Origin of the sequence: Segatella copri (assembly GCF_026015465.1) — a bacterium.
Lineage (GTDB): Bacteria > Bacteroidota > Bacteroidia > Bacteroidales > Bacteroidaceae > Prevotella > Prevotella copri_E.
In genome coordinates, this window is the sequence record NZ_JAPDUQ010000002.1 from 621,608 (window position 1) to 637,244 (window position 15,637).

At 43.4% G+C, this 15,637-nt stretch carries 15 protein-coding genes; 4 read left to right on the forward strand and 11 right to left on the reverse strand.

Annotated features, from left to right (window positions below):
* The first annotated feature begins 50 nt into the window (after nt 1–50).
* Nucleotides 51–2,096, forward strand: coding sequence for a hypothetical protein (locus tag ONT08_RS09650; protein ID WP_264959799.1), 2,046 nt, complete (start codon nt 51–53; stop codon nt 2,094–2,096).
* Between the two features lie 96 nt (nt 2,097–2,192).
* The gene (locus tag ONT08_RS09655) at nt 2,193–2,906 is read left to right on the forward strand and encodes a hypothetical protein (RefSeq protein WP_264959800.1); all 714 of its coding nucleotides are present in this window, start codon (nt 2,193–2,195) and stop codon (nt 2,904–2,906) included.
* Between the two features lie 127 nt (nt 2,907–3,033).
* Here ONT08_RS09655 and ONT08_RS09660 read toward each other — a convergent pair whose 3' ends face one another.
* The gene (locus ONT08_RS09660; protein ID WP_264959801.1) at nt 3,034–4,485 is read right to left on the reverse strand and encodes a zincin-like metallopeptidase domain-containing protein; all 1,452 of its coding nucleotides are present in this window, start codon (nt 4,483–4,485) and stop codon (nt 3,034–3,036) included.
* Nucleotides 4,486–4,537: 52 nt separating this feature from the next.
* Between ONT08_RS09660 and istA the strand changes: the two genes are divergently transcribed.
* Entirely contained in the window at nt 4,538–6,094 is a 1,557-nt protein-coding gene (gene istA / locus ONT08_RS09665) for an IS21 family transposase (protein ID WP_264959802.1), read from the forward strand.
* A gap of 14 nt (nt 6,095–6,108) precedes the next feature.
* On the forward strand, nt 6,109–6,840 hold the full coding sequence (gene istB / locus ONT08_RS09670; RefSeq protein ID WP_118201903.1) for an IS21-like element helper ATPase IstB: 732 nt from the start codon (nt 6,109–6,111) through the stop codon (nt 6,838–6,840).
* 100 nt (nt 6,841–6,940) lie between these two features.
* Here istB and ONT08_RS09675 read toward each other — a convergent pair whose 3' ends face one another.
* The 10 genes from ONT08_RS09675 to ONT08_RS09720 are packed head-to-tail and all read right to left on the reverse strand — an operon-like array spanning nt 6,941 to nt 15,629.
* Nucleotides 6,941–7,210: a hypothetical protein gene (locus tag ONT08_RS09675; protein WP_264959803.1), complete on the reverse strand. Its 270-nt coding sequence runs from the start codon at nt 7,208–7,210 to the stop codon at nt 6,941–6,943.
* Nucleotides 7,207–9,393, reverse strand: a complete 2,187-nt coding sequence (locus ONT08_RS09680) for a type IV secretory system conjugative DNA transfer family protein (protein ID WP_118191473.1) — start codon at nt 9,391–9,393, stop codon at nt 7,207–7,209. Before ONT08_RS09680 ends, ONT08_RS09675 begins: the two co-directional genes overlap by 4 nt.
* Nucleotides 9,394–9,429: 36 nt before the next feature.
* Nucleotides 9,430–10,077, reverse strand: a complete 648-nt coding sequence (locus tag ONT08_RS09685) for a DUF1566 domain-containing protein (protein ID WP_264959804.1) — start codon at nt 10,075–10,077, stop codon at nt 9,430–9,432.
* A gap of 5 nt (nt 10,078–10,082) precedes the next feature.
* Entirely contained in the window at nt 10,083–10,598 is a 516-nt protein-coding gene (locus ONT08_RS09690; protein ID WP_264959805.1) for a hypothetical protein, read from the reverse strand.
* A 4-nt stretch (nt 10,599–10,602) separates the two neighbouring features.
* Nucleotides 10,603–11,454: a conjugative transposon protein TraN gene (gene traN / locus ONT08_RS09695; RefSeq protein ID WP_264959806.1), complete on the reverse strand. Its 852-nt coding sequence runs from the start codon at nt 11,452–11,454 to the stop codon at nt 10,603–10,605.
* Nucleotides 11,455–11,471: 17 nt separating this feature from the next.
* A complete protein-coding gene (traM, locus tag ONT08_RS09700) occupies nt 11,472–12,671 on the reverse strand; it encodes a conjugative transposon protein TraM (protein ID WP_118191481.1) in 1,200 nt (399 codons plus the stop codon).
* Nucleotides 12,649–13,071 carry a hypothetical protein gene (locus ONT08_RS09705; RefSeq protein ID WP_118191483.1) on the reverse strand — a complete coding sequence of 141 codons (423 nt, stop codon included), beginning with the start codon at nt 13,069–13,071 and terminating at the stop codon, nt 12,649–12,651. Before ONT08_RS09705 ends, traM begins: the two co-directional genes overlap by 23 nt.
* 1 nt (nt 13,072) lies before the next feature.
* A complete protein-coding gene (gene traK / locus ONT08_RS09710; RefSeq protein WP_118079520.1) occupies nt 13,073–13,687 on the reverse strand; it encodes a conjugative transposon protein TraK in 615 nt (204 codons plus the stop codon).
* 28 nt (nt 13,688–13,715) lie between these two features.
* On the reverse strand, nt 13,716–14,846 hold the full coding sequence (locus ONT08_RS09715; RefSeq protein ID WP_118191485.1) for a hypothetical protein: 1,131 nt from the start codon (nt 14,844–14,846) through the stop codon (nt 13,716–13,718).
* 3 nt (nt 14,847–14,849) lie between these two features.
* A complete protein-coding gene (locus ONT08_RS09720; RefSeq protein WP_264959807.1) occupies nt 14,850–15,629 on the reverse strand; it encodes a DUF5045 domain-containing protein in 780 nt (259 codons plus the stop codon).
* Between the last annotated feature and the right edge of the window lie 8 nt (nt 15,630–15,637).

Below are 15,637 nucleotides of genomic sequence, written 5' to 3' on the forward strand. Positions count from 1 at the left end.
TAATTGCATTAAGTCTTTCTTGTACCCAAGTATGGGGACAGAGCAATAGTATGACAAATGATGAAAATGTAGTAGCGCAAATGAATTACTGCATAAATAGTTTGACTAATATTGTTCATAATAAGTCTATGTCTGTTCTTGAACATGAATCTGATCAGCTTATTAATAATCTAACAATGCAGCAAATTATAGGTCTGCCTGAAATCAGGGATTTTAGAATAGACTTAATGGATGCTGTTAGTAAGTTTGAGATAACGGAAGAAGAAAGGAATTTAATGAGACGTATTCAGTCCATAAAAAGAGATAATATGAAATGGGCTGCTATATCTAATGCACTGAGTCCAACAATGCTTTTGACAGGCAATGGTGGATTCGGTCCACAACTTGCTTTTCAATCGCTACTCTCTGCTGCCAGATCTGTTGTTGAATATAAAACCATGCAGGGTGAGCAGAACATTGAAGAACTTCAAGCAATGTGGGAACTACGCAAAGAAGATATGCAAACAATTAATGAGCTGCGCAAATCAGCTCAAGGAATTGTCTTTGATTTATATAACAAATACCATTTAAACGAGAGTGACCGTTTAACCGAAGCAACTGCAAATATATTCAATGACTATATTACAATTGCTGATGCCTCTAGAAGATTAAGACTTTTGCAAGATAATTATGAAGTATATAAGCAAATACCTGAATATTACTATCATTTAGGTATGGCTTATTTGGATAAGGGTGATTATTCAAATGCAAAAAAGCAATTCTCTGTATATCTTCAGATGTATAAAAGAACACCAATTCTTCGATATGATGAAAGAAGTGGCTGTATTGCATTGGCTATGTTGACATATGACAAGACTCTTTCTACTGGTGAAAAAGAAGAACTAGTTTCTGTTGCAATAAAAAATTTACCAAGTAATAGTGCTGCTGTTCTTCAATGTGCAATGGTTTACATTTACGAATTAAGAGAAGCAGAAAAAGGTTTTCAATTAATAAGAGCAGGTATAGATGATCCGCAAGCATCAGATAGAGATGTTTTGTTCATGGCAGCAGCAAATCTTTTGCCATATGCAAAATCATTTCCTCCTGTTTATCGAGCTATACTTGAAACATTTAAGAATACGACTTCCGTTAGTTTTGATTCCTTCTTGACTTATTTGATTTATTCTCAATCAAACACTTGGACGCAAATTAATCGGAATTTGGATTTTATAGATTGCTATAAAAGGACATGGTACACATTTTGGATTGGAAAGAAATTTAATGATGATTTCCATTTGCTGTTGTCTAATAAAATTCTTTTTTCTTCAAATGACGTATACATGTATTTGGAAGAACATGATAATAAAGAGGTTATTATTCATCAATTAAAAGCTACTGATTGCAACTCTATAACAGAAGAAGAAATTAACGATATTGATTGTTTTAAAGCAAATAAAAACCTCAAATTCTTGTATGTAGAGACATTAAGTGATGGTACTTATAAATTAAAAGCAAATCTTGATTTAGCAAAGATCAAAGATGAATCATGGCCAAGGCAAAGTGAATTTTCTCTGACAGAAAGCGATATTGATGATATTATTGATTTTTGTGAAGATCATGCTCTGCCAGAATCAGGAACAGAACTTTCTTTTAGTAAAATTAGTGAAATAAACAAGGAATTTAGTAAGAGCTCTGAAGATTTGACGGTAGAGTTTTATGGTGACACACTTAAGTATAAAGTTCATCATTCAGACCTTCAAAAAGGTTATTATCTGAGATTAGTATTTGCAAATAATCTGCAGGTAGTATATAAATATGATGATGATCTAAATACGTTTACACCATATATGATATATGATGCCAAGAAGTATTCGTTTGCAAATTCTAATGCTAAGAATGAATATCTGTATATTGAAAAAGCTGATAAGAAATCAGAAGACATTAATGATGATCCTTCTTGGTGGAGTAAGATATGGTCTTCTATAAGTGGTTGGTTCTCGTCAAATGATGATGCGAAAAAAGAAGATGATATCATTAAAGATAAAGTAGATAACAATTCCGGAGGCGAAACGTCTTGGTGGGAATCTACGTGGACTTATATAAAGAATATTTTTTAAACGAATTTGATGAAAAGAATAATCTTCGTATTTCTGATTTTTGCGTGTGCCATTTCAACAATGGCACACAGTTCATTTATTGCGCACTGTGAAGATATGATGGACGTTTTCGGATTTGAATACAATATTAAGCTATTCAGCAGAAGTAAAGATACACGTTCAAACAAAAGTTGGACTAAATTTATAAGTTCTGATATGATAGATAATACCATGTTCCATCGATATTTAGAACGTAAATATCCGAACTTCAAGATTGCAACACCAAATTATCATCGACTGCTATTTCATTGGGGATATAATGTAGAACCATGGAGCCCTTATCTAGAAAGACATATAAGAACCTATTGTAGATTAAATTATATCGATGAAGAAAAAACTATAAATGAAATTAAGTTATTAGTTAAATCTGAACAGAAAAGGAGAAATCATAAAATAAACGAAGAGACAGAGAAAATATTTGGTTTCGCACATGGTGGAATTGATGCGAAATATGCCCAGTTTTTTGCATCAATGGCTTACAATGTACATTTATTAGGCGATCAACAACCTGACAATCGAATTTTTGTAGGTGTCGCAAACGTTAATACATTAGTAAGTCAAATCATAATTTCTTTGCGTATGCTTGATAGAACCAAGAGTAAACCTTTAGAAAAGGAATTAACTATACTGAACAAACAAAATATTAATTCTCACGAAAAAGCAACTCTTGTGATGAATTATCTCAAAAAGGCTGTGCCTAATTTTATTAAAAATGCCCGAAACGGGGCTATTTACAGAAGATTGAGCAAAAAAGGCTATATTATAAAATAGCCGTAGTTTTTAAAGTGGATTAAGTTATTAACAAATCGGGTGTAGGTAAAGATCCCGATTAGTATTTACCTACTACCCGAAATGAGAATGTGTGGTGCTTGTGTCACTTATAATTTAATGAAGTATGTTATCGTCCTCGATGGTAATGTTGCCCTTCTTCCTGAGCAACAACCTCTTCTTTTTCCATTAGTTTGGCAACTTCCTTTACGTCGTCCGTTGCATCTTCTGGGAGACCATAGCGGATGATGTTATCCTTGATTTCCTCTGCGCTTACCTTGCGCATCACATCGTATGTGCCTCCAACAGTCGGATTATATACTACAGCATAATGCTCATCCTCAACAAGGAGATCATCGCCACGGTATTTAGTTGGTGAGAGATTGATTTTGGAGAGGTCAGGAGCATCACCTTGGTCGTATTCTTTAGCCTCAGTAAGGAGTGCATCGTAGTTGCCGTCATTTTTGAACTTGTCGAGACGGTCAGTAGCATCGGTAGTCTGGAGATACGCCACTGATGCGTAATACATCGTTGGAGCTTTCTCTTGCTTCTGCTCTGCCTCTTGACTTTGCTCCTGGTCTATTTTCAGCTGCATAGCATCAATATGCTGGTTGATCATGTGAGAAGCCTTCTTTACATCGGTAAGCGTAGTCTTGATAAACTCGGGCGATTCCTTCAAACTGTCCAACCAGTTTTTCAGATAACTGGCACTGTCTTCCTTCAAGTGCTTGGTCATACCGAAACGCTGGGCTACCAAGGCGGCACTCAGTTCGGCAACAAGTTCCTCACGGGCATATTCTGCGCTTCCGAAAGATGCAGGCTTCAATCTGCCCAAATGGTTCTCTGAACCCGTAGAGTGAGCCATCTCATGTCCGAGATTGGTGTAGAAGGACTCTCCATCCTTGAACTGGCGTTTCTCAGGAATGACAATCTCATTCTTCGAAATGCTGTAGTAGGCATTGTCACCATAGACAGGCTTGATAGGACATATCCATCCGTTTTCCTTGATCATCTTATCCATGACAGGGAAAGAGAAGTCATCACCCTGATTCAAAGGTCGGTTCACTCCTGCAGCTGCCTCCAGCTTCTTATAGAGTTCCGGACGAGCCTCCTGTAAGTTGGTCTGCGCCACATTAAACACATTGTAAACCTGCAATTTAGGATATACGTTATACTCCTTGCGTCGCTCTTCGGACATCAGGCGGTAGTCATCGTATTTGATTTTCTCCCTTGTCTCTTTGTTTACAACGGTGAAAGTCGTGATGAAAACCGGGAAACTCTTCTCGCCTTTGAGGATTGTCACCTGAGGCAAAGCTTCACCATTGTTGTCCTTAACCTGCTGTCTTTTTCCTTGCTTGTCCTTATTGAAGTTCAGACCGGCCACTCTGTCGAAGGTGCAGAACACCGGCAACTTATATCCCTGCTTCTCACAGTGCATCATGTGACAGTATCGGCGAATCGGTACCACTATAGCGCATGAATCGGTACCATCATAGCACTGCATTCGGTACCATCGTATCACTTGAATCGGTACCATCATAGCGCCCCAATCGGTACCAAAAAGATGTAAAGTTCTGCTCATGTATAATAATAACCGCCTATCTTTGCAGAAGAATTTTTAAATCTGTATAGATATGGCACAAAGTAATGTAAACATGAGCAAATTAAAACGTTCATTTCAAATGCTAGCGGCAAAAATACCGCAACGCACCATTTGCGAGCAACTACACATGGGACGTGGCGTACTGAACCGTTACAAGACCTTGGCGGATTCCCAAGGTTTGTCCTATGGCGTGATAGGCCACATGAGTGACGGGGAAATAGAATCTTTCCTCCAGTTGTCCAAACCCACAGCAGCCCCATCTTCCCAACGTCAGGTGCTGGACGGGCTGTTGCCTGAATATGTGTCAGACTTGTCGCATAACCGCTACCTCACCATTCAAGCCCTGCACGAGTCATACAAGAAGGAGCATCCCGACGGATATGGATACACCCAGTTCAAGAAGTCAATCCGTAAGTATCAGTACTCACACAACCTCAGCTTCCATAACACCTATATTCCTGGGGAAGAGATGCAGATTGACTTCGCCGGCGATACCCTGTGGCTTACCGACCCGAAGACAGGTGAGCTAACCAAGGTTGTCGTCTTGGTCTGTATCCTGCCATACAGCGGCTTGGGATTTGCCAAGGCTATGTACAACGCTTCCATGGAGAACTTCTTCGGCGGTATATCCGATGCCTTCTCTTACTTCGGCGGAACAACTCGCATAGCCAAGAGTGACAACATGAAGCAGTGGGTGAAGAAATACGACCGCTACGAGCCAGCGTTCAATGATGCAGCCGTGGAATGGGCCGCCTACTACGATACAACCCTCCAAACCTGCAGGGTTCGCACTCCCAGGGACAAAGGTCCAGTCGAGGGACTCGTCCAAAAGACCTACAATGCCGTCTACGCTCTGCTACATGACGAGGTGTTTTACAATCTACCGAGTATGAATGCCCGTATCTATGAGTTGATGGACGGCTTCAATGAAAAGCCGTCCAGAACGACAGGGAGAAGCAGACGTGACATCTTCGAGGCGGAAGAGCAACCTACGTTGGGCAAACTGCCCATGACTCCATACCGCTTCAGATATCGCAAGGAGGTGAAACTGTCCGGTACCTATCACGTCATGGTTGACAAGCACAACTATAGCGTGCCATACCAGTATGTCGGGCAAAAGGTGAGCGTACTGTGGGACTTAGATACCGTGGAGGTTTACTCCGGGAGTTCTCGCATAGCCATCCATCAGCGTCGCCAAGGATCTGGATACAGCACGCTTGACGAGCATATGCCAGACAAACATCTTGCCTACAAGCACGGACAGGGATATAACGCCGCCTATTTTCTGGAGGAGGCAGCATTGGTTGGCAGCAACACCACTTCCGCAGTCCAATCCATCCTCAATCGCACGAAGCATGTCGAGCAGTCGTACAAGTCCTGCCAAGGAGTCCTGTCTCTCAAGCGCAAGTATGGCAAGGAGCGCCTGGAGAAGGCCTGCAAGCGTCTGGCAGGTTGTTCATCCATCACCTACACGACCATCCGCAACGTATTGGAGAAGAACCTTGACCAAGTTGACGGGGAAGAAACAGTCTCAAATGTGCCACAGAACGACTATGTGAGAGGCGCGGAGGCATTTATGAACATTTAAACATATATAGTAACATGAACTTACAAGAAACCATCATACAACTCAACGAGTTGAAACTCAGAGGTATGTCATCCTCCTTCGAGGCCATGACCAGCCTTCCTGTACAGAACCGCCCATCCCTGGAAGTCGCCATCTCCAAGATGGTGGATGCAGAGGTGCAGGACAGACGAGATCGAAAGACCGCCATGTATCTAAAAATCAGCAAGCTTAGATATACGGCACTCTTAGAGGATGTCATCTGTGGAACAGACCGCAACTTCACCAAGGATGACCTTGCCGCCATTGCCGACTGTGCCTTCATACGCAGACATGAGAACTTGCTCATACAAGGAAAGTGCGGCTGCGGAAAATCCTTCCTTGCCTGTGCCCTTGGAAGACAGGCTTGCATGCTAGGCTACAGAACTCTCTATCTCAATATGAACAGCTTTGTGGAGAAAGTTGCACTCAGCAAGCTGGATGGGTCGTACCTGAGGATGATAACCAATCTGGAAAAGTATGACTTGCTCATATGGGATGACTTCGGGTTGCAGCCAATGGATGACAAGACCAGACTCGCAATGCTCCAAATCCTAGAAGAGAGATACGAGAGAAAGTCCGTCATTATCGCCTCACAGCTTCCTATTGCCAAATGGTATGATTATATAGGTGATCCTACCTTGGCAGATGCCATTATGGACCGTTTGGTGGCAAATGCAAGTAAAATAGAGTTAAAAGGCGATTCTATGCGCCAGAAATTGAAAAAATAAATTACCTTTGCAAATTGAAAAGCAGAACTGAAATCTTGGTACCGCTTGCAGCGATACAAGCGGTACCGATTGCAGTGATAGCATGGTACCGATTACACCGCTACGCTTGGTACCGATACAGCGCTATCGTCATATTAGCAGAGTAACGCTCTCCAGGTCTGAGCTTATGCCCATAACCTACATACGGATAATCCTTAGCTCGGTGCATACCTTCATAGAACCTGATGCAGCATACTGCACGTTCGAAAGGTGGCAACTCGAATATGAAAGCCGGTGTTGATGCCGGTCGCTCTGTCGGCATTCGAGCCTGGACATTCGCAACCAGACTCAATGATATAAGCAGTAATAATATTATCTTTCTGAAAGTCATTTTATCTTGAATTTGTTTATCTCGTCAATCATATTCTTGACATCGAGGTTTACACTCACGAAATTCTGATACAGGATTCGCTCCTTGGCATCCTTGGATGGGAAGGTATAGAACTTCGGTATTTTATAGTTCGCATAGTCAGCTTCTTCCTCAGCAATCTTCTTCATATCAAAGTCCGTCTTACAATAGAACTTAGAGGTCTGGAACTCTGCTGATTCCTGGATATTCATGCTGTCACCTCGTCCGGTCTTGGTCTTAATGAAGTCACGAGCTGACTGACCGCATATCCAACCTGTAGGCATGTCTGAGATTTTACTGGCAGGAACAAGGCTGTCCATGTTCTCATTGAGATTGATGGAGGTCTTGTCACGGTCGATGGTCACACCTTTCTTTAGCTGAACCACCTTTCCGAAGATGTCGTTGGAGAGCCATTCCAAAGTCTCTTTTGCTCTTGCTGAACCACTCACCACGTTACCTACAGTTGTGATAACCTTCTGCATACCCACCTTTCCGTAGTCAGATTCAAGCTGTGGCAACTCCTGAAAACCCAGAGCCACGCTAACCTTGTTGCTTCGGGCAGTACCGATAAGTCGGTCAATCTTGTGGAAGTAGAGCGTAGGCAACTCGTCCACGATGATGCTGACAGGGATATTCTTGCCTTGGCCAGTATTGACACGGGTGACGAGGCGGTTCAGAATCAAAGCATTCAATGCACCAATGATACTTTCCATCTCTGGGTCATTGGCAATGAGCAGATATGAAGGATTCTTCGGGTCTGACACCTTCAGGTCAAAGTCATCACCATCCTTATGGAATATCCAATACGACTCCTTGGTAGCCAATCGGGAGGTATAGACACGGAGTGTACCAATCATACCTTCCAACTGTTCCATAGCCTTATTCTTCATGGCTGTCTGGAAAGGACCAAGGAGAGGAGCAACCTCTGGATCTGTTTCCAAAACCTCAAAGATAGTCTGGTAATCGAGATTGAGAAAAGAAAGGATATGGGGCATATCACTGTACTTGCCCAGCCAATACTCTGGCTCCACCTCTCTGCCGGTATGGTCAAAGACTCTGCCAGTAGGTTTCGGACGATGAGTCTTTGGCTCTGTTGTCATCTCAGCAATAAGAGGATTGCCGTTCTTGTCGTATGGCACCTTCTTGTAGTTGACAAAGAAATAGATACAAGCTGCCAGGAAGTTGACCGCTGATGTTTGGAAGAACTGGTCGCTACCGCCACCACCTTCCTTCTTACCTTTCTGCAAAGACTCCAAAAGGGTTTCTGCCGTTTCACTGGCTGCAGCAAGGTTACCAATGTATTTCTGCTGAATAGGATTCACACGTCTGGAATATTCAACATCCACAAAGTTGATGATGTTGAACTTGCATCCTTGTGGCACCTTCCCGGCTTTCTGGTTTATCTTGTAGTGATAATACAGCTTCTGCGCAAGAGTCGGGAACTTGTAATCATAGACAACCATAGCAAACCCCTTGGCACTGTGCTGACGAATGAACGGCTCAATGATGGAGAAAGTCTTACCGGAACCAGGAGTACCAACTACCCATGTTCCACGGAAAGGGTTCACGATATTCACCCAACCTTTGCGGAACTTGCCCTTGTAGTAATAGCGCATCGGGATGTTTACGCTATACTTGTTCTCCTGCAGTTCCTGGCATTGCTCAAAAGACTCGTTCTCGAAGTTGAAACGGTCTTTGAGCAATCCTTCCTTCAGGAACTTGGAGATATTGTCAAGGGCAACATGGATGCAGATGGTACCAAGAATAGAGGCAGCCATGTAGAGCCAGATGTTCAGACTGATGGTATAGAACCTCATATCCATACGATGACCGAAAAGCCATATAGACAGTATGGTAACGAACAGTCCACTCACCAACGGATAGAACACTTGACGGCGAGCATCAAACTCCAAGTGTTTCTTGTTTCGGGTGCCAATGCAGGTGATACAGATAAGCACGATGGTAGCAATCTTGCTCCATACGAGGTTACCATCCATATAGATGAACCACCTCTTTACACGGCTATGAATGTCACAAACAATGCCACCCCAATAGTCAAGCAACGCTGGGTCTATTGCATACTCAAAGAACTCCACTATCAATGATAAGTATATCAGACAGCGGAATATCTTATACATGGTCTGTAATTCTTTTGTTTCCTCCATGAAACCTTATTCTTGTATTATAGTGAATATTTAATGCTAATTATATAAAGTGATGATTGGACGGACTTTATGTGCTTGCGTCTTTGGCGTTTCTTGAAGTGCCCCTGAAGCTAACGAGTATAGCCAGGCTTTGGTAGTTTCCTGGTCTTTAACCTCTGTCGAACTCCAATACCAACACTCATCCGGATTGTCTGGAATCACATCACCTCCGCACTTGCGAATATACGTATTTACCGCACTGCGTGCTTGATACAAGAGTTTGATCTGAGCAACGGAAGGGATGTAGGCACTCTGACCATATTGCCACATGTCAAAGACTGCTGAAGCTATAGGCGAAGTACCAGTGGAATACATAGCATGAGTATTGTCATTGCCATCGAATGCAGTAATATCAGCTGATGTGTTATGCTTTATTCCGAGAGAGTCAGAATAGGCAAACGGCTCAATGTCCTTTAGATAGACAGCATAGCCTGTGCCTTGGATGTCCTCGTTCTGATTCACATAGAATACCACGGCTATAGGAGTCTTGTTTTGTGACTTAACTTCCTCGAATCTTACGACTTTGCCATCTGTACAGAGGATGTCGCAGGTCTTCATTGCCGTATCAGGAAAGTCTCGATGCTCATCGCATGAGGCAAATGCTACTGCCATGAGAGTAGCACAAATGATATTTAGTATCTTCATTGTTGCTATTTCTTTAATGTGGGTATCTTGAATCCTATCACGATGCCAGTACGAAACAAGTCTTCCCGTTTGGGAAGAGTGAGATCACATTTGGCTTGAACAAACAATCCCCACCCATGACGTAGGGCAAAATTATGCTCGTAACCGACATGCAAGCCACCGACAAACTTGTCAGTGTCACTGCCAGCACTTGCGCCAATTCGGAGGTTTCCGTAGTTGTTCCTGTCTCTTGCCACACAGGGTTTGTAGGCAGCACCAACTCCCCATGTACGGTAGTTGTTCCAAAACGACTCTGGGCAGACATGTCCGCATGATGCACATTCATCCCATTTGATGTAACCGTTGATGAAGTACTCCCAAGCGTTGTGGTAGCGTGTTTCATGTTCCCATGAGATTGTGGCATCCAAACCTCTCTGATATAAGGCTCCTGCACCAATGGATATTCGGTCGCTATGGCTCTGGGCGAATGATGAGACTGAAACGCACAGTCCCATCATCAATGACAAAATGTATTTCTTCATCGTCTTATTCCTCCATCATTAAGTATGAGTTGAATGAGTCGGCATACAGAACATCTTCGTAGTCTATATCCAAACTGATGGTTCTTCCGCTAATCTGCTTCTCGGAAATCTCAATAGTCAGCACCTTGTCGTTAGGGAATGTCATCTTTTTGAGGACGAGAACGTTTCTATAACCATATTTGAAGGTCTTGGACTGGTCAAGCACCATAGCTGGCGTAAGCTCAATCATCTGGGCATTAGTTGCCTTGGAAACCTTCTTGTCATTCAGCTTGATACGCATCTCGTCGATGTCAAAGCGGATATTGGTGCGGTTCTCAATGCTGAAATCAATGAAGAAGTATTCTCCAACAGAGTAGATGTTGTTCAACTTCATGGTCATTCTGTGCTGCTTGGTGCTCACATTTCGTATTCTTGCCGGTGAGTTCCAGATCTTTCGGGCATATCTGGTCATATCCTCAGTACTCATTGATACAGAAGGATTATGGTATGGAATCTTCTCTGAGGCAAGAATCTGTTTGTCTGTGACTGCTTCCTGCATTCGTGTAGTGTATATCAGAGCATACTGGGTTCTGTAACGCTCTGTAACTATCGTCACAATAGCAAGGATGTCACCATCTGCATGTACGGCTGCACCTTCCTTGGGTTTCAGACGGATGGTATTGTTGATTGGCTGGTCACCGACCACTGCATCCGTAGAAATATCAACGAAGAGGACTGGCTCTGAGGCGGTAATGACTGTTGTGACATTCTCATTGATGGTAAGCTGCTCCATTTCCAGATACGTCTGTTGTGCCATGGATGGGAGGGAGGCTAATGCGCATACTGCCAATGCGCAGATTTTCTTGATAGTCTTCATAATCATATATGTCTTTATTATTTATCTTTCTGGTTTGAACGTGAATTGATGAGATACACAAAGGTTCCGTATTTCAGCTTGGCTGAGTTCTTCTTGATGGCTTTGCTAATGGCGTTGCTTGTCTTCTGAACGGCATTGCTAACGGCTTGTGCTCCCCAGCTTGCCAGGTTGCCACCTCCTGTAGATGTACTGTTGGTAAGGGTTGAAGTATTGCTCAAAGCACCGCTTCCAACATCTTTCGTGGTTTCTCTGAACTGGCTGCTTGGTACATATAATCCTTCGAGTCCGTCGGTATCATAGAGCGAAAGGTTTACCTTGACGATGTCATCATCTACCATGATACTCTTGACAGTGCCCTTGACACGCTGTGAACCGAAGCCGCTCATGGTGGCATAGATGTAGGAGCCTTTTTGAATGACTGCTTCATTGATGACAATATCATCGAGCAGACGAAGTCTTACTCTTGATCCATCCACCGCCTTGATGTTCTCGTCTATGATAGCCTTGATAAGTCCAGCTTCCTTGTCATTGTCGCACAGGGTGTTGAAGTAGTCGGATGTAACCTTGACCTTCTTGACGACCTCATGAGGTTCATCGTTGGTCTTCTTCTTTTCCGGAATTTCAACCTTTCCTTCCTTTGCATCTCCAGTTTTGGCAGTCACTTCGGCCTGCATGGATGGGGTAGAGACCTGCTGAGCCTGCATCCTTGCCTGGGCAATGGCTCGATTGAGTTCTTCCATCGCTTCCTGTTCACGCTGTTTGCCACGAGCTAAGCGATCATTTTCTGCCGAATTATTGCCTTTGACGATTTCTTGGCCTTTCTGTGCGCTCTCCTGTAGCTGCCTTTGCATCTCAGAGAGCTTCTCGGTTTCCTGGGCTTCGACCAGTTTACGTTCTTCATCTGAGTACTTTGTATCATACTCTTCCTTGGTATCTTCTTCATTGCGTTCAATGTTTCCTACTGCTGAATAATCGTCTATCTTACCGTATGATTTGAGCATACTCTCATACTTGTTACCAATACCGTCTCCCTTCATTTTGGCATCAGGCAGGTCTGGATTAAGATACTCGGTCGTAGTGAGACCATCAGGAATCTCAGCCTTCTCCGTATGAAAGAGGTCAATGACGAAGTAGCCGACAAACAACAGAGGGAAGTAAATGATAAGCGGTATCATATACTTGGGCTGTTTCCAGTTAATCTTTTTCAATGCGTCCATCGTTTTCTATCTTTTCGTTATTATTCTTTTGATTATCTCTATTCATGGCAGGATGCGTGGTGTAGGCTTTTTCAACAGCTTTCCAGACTTTGCTGTGTCGCAGGCGCAACATCTGCTCTTGCCTTTCCGTAGCACTTTGTCTTGACTGTTGATGACTATACACCACTACCATCCTGTAGATGTTCAGACCAAAACAGAAGATTATGAAACCAAATACAAGGTAGAGGAACAACAGCTTATGGTCATTAGCAAACAGTTGTACCTTGGCTGCAAGCACATCAAGCTTCATAGTCTTGGCAAACTTGCGTCCTGCCTTCACCTCATTCTCATATCTCTGACGATATTGAGGATCATCTTTGTCCGGCATCTTTTCACCGATAAACATTTTCTTCCATCCCATATCAATATGTCAGTTTGGTCTTTTGTTCTATATCCTTATTGAGAAGGGTTCTCCAGTTGGTAATCAGCAAACCATGTGGGTTGTTGTCAGTACGGGGAACACGCTTCAAATGACCTGCCGTCACAAGTTCTCTGGTAAGAATGCTTGTGCGTCGCTCAATACGCTGTCTGCCATAGTAGGTGAACTCCATCTTCTCCTTGTCGAACTTAATACTGTCACAGAAGATGCTGAATACGGCACTTGTACCCATGATGTTTGAGTAGAAGCCTTTCTCCTTCAACGTATTGTACTGCGCAAGACCCGTTTCATCGACCAGATACATGGCTTTATCCATTGTATATTTGATGTACTTGTCATCTGGCGCAAGAGTGAAGAAGTAATGGTGGAACATCTCCACATGGCTCTTTGCTTCCACATCGAGTGTTTCTTCCATGGTGCTGCGCTGAACGAGAATAGGAACATTGCCATCCAGCACATACACTTTCTGATGAGCATCTGAAACCATTTGCTTGGCTGTCCAAATGCTGGAGATACAGATGATGATGCAGCCCACAAGGAAGAGTGAGCAGATAATCATCACCAACTTGATTTTGTTTTCGAGATTCTTTATTACCATACCTTATTATATATGTATTATTTGCTGTTTACATCACTTTACTAATCATGCCCTGGGTTGAAATCTTGGCTTGCTGTGCCACACCTTCACCGAAGTTTCGGGTAGAGAATGCTGTGTCGCCCTCAGGAATCATCCATGCAGCAAGGTCTGGAACGAGGTTCAGACATTTTAATGCTACAATGCTTGCTGCCATCAGATAACCGGCTGAGAAGAACGAGTTCTGCAGATATGCTGCCATCGTCTGCTCACTTTCCGTAATGGCTGTAAGGTTCTCCACCTGAATGCAGAGCACTATATCAAAGAGTAAAAGGACATAAAAGCCCACGAAGTATAGCATTGCTCCATAGAAATGTACCGTGAGATAACGTATCAGCCACTTTGCCCAGGCTCCTTCCCATTTCGGCAAGAGAGAGAATGCCCATTGTATCGGACCGAATATCGTCAGCATACCCAGGAGTATCTGTTGGCAATAGATAGTTGCCCACCAGCCTATACGGAAGACTATCAATGCTATGAGCATAATCACCTTGTCTATGCCTACCACCGCACCAGCTGTGAGTGATGTGAACCAGAGCTTCGAAGCATCAGTTTCCATGTTTGTCACTTCATCCACACCAGCCTGTTCCATGGTGGACTCTATTAGGTTTGGATCCGATGTGCCAGAATGGGCTACGTCAGCCTGGGCTTGTAATGAGTTATAAAGAGTATCACGTGTATAGATGAGCTCCTGGACTTCTTCAAACTTATCCTCAATCTGTGCGGACTCAGCTTCATACAAGTCGTGGGTGTATGAACCTATGCAGTTAGGGATATAGGAGAGAAAGTCAAGTACACACCAGCTGCTGCCGTTGTTTGTAATGCCGGTATCTGCAGGTGGGTACCACCAACAGAGGATGACACTGACCACAAGAGGCTTGAACAGCTTCATGATGTCTATCGGCTCATGCTTTACCATCATCTTGTAGGCCATACTGCCAGCTACGACTATCGAGAACAGCGCAGCCAGAGCCATACACATCTGCAATATCCACCAAAACGGACCTTGTGAGCCTGTGAACGTGGCATCACAAAGGAACTCGTTGGTCTGGAAAATCACATCATCAATCTCCTGTTCGAGGATCTTGATACCGAAATCGGAAAGGATGTTTGAATCTGCCATGTTTTATTGTCTTACTATGTTATTTTCGTCGGAGTCATCAGTTCCTGAGCCTCCGGAGTTATTTCCTATATTCTTTTTGCCTGCTTCACGCCATCGGCTGATTGCTGATGATGCGTGGCTGGCCACATTGTTTCTTCTTTCAAGTCGAGCAGCAAGCAAGGAGGAGGTCTTTCTCTTGTTGCTTAGTTGGACTAAAAAGGAGATAAGTGTCTCATTCTGTTTGGTAATGTCATCATAGATGGCAAGATACTGCTGCTTGCGCTGGGCATTAGGCATATAGGCATCCTGCATCTCCTTGATGGCGGTCTTATACATCTTGTAGTATTCTGTCCATCGTGTTTTGTCAGAAACAGAACCACCAGCGCTTACTATTCGGTCAATATTCGCCTGAAAGTCCGAGAGCTTGGAGTTGATCTTGTTTCCTTCTGCAAGCCAGGCAATGTCAATCTGCCGGTCTGCAATGTTGAGTGCTTCGATTTCTGCTCGTTGGGTAAGGGAAGCTTTGATGCTGTCTGCAACATCCACCTGCTGGTATGCAGAGACTCCTGCCATGGTTCTGAAAAACTGCTTGTTCTTTTTTGCTGCAGACTTCTGATAGCTGTTGTGTAAGGCATCATAATAGAATGCAGGAGTGAGACCACCGGCACCAATCTCCTGAACCGTAATCTGATTCATCTTGGCTGCATCATGGTTGTAACTCACATAGCCTTGGGCTGATGCGTTAAAGCATAACGTCAAGCCACATAGACAAAGTGCTGTCCGTGAAGAGATTAAATGTTTCATATTCATTG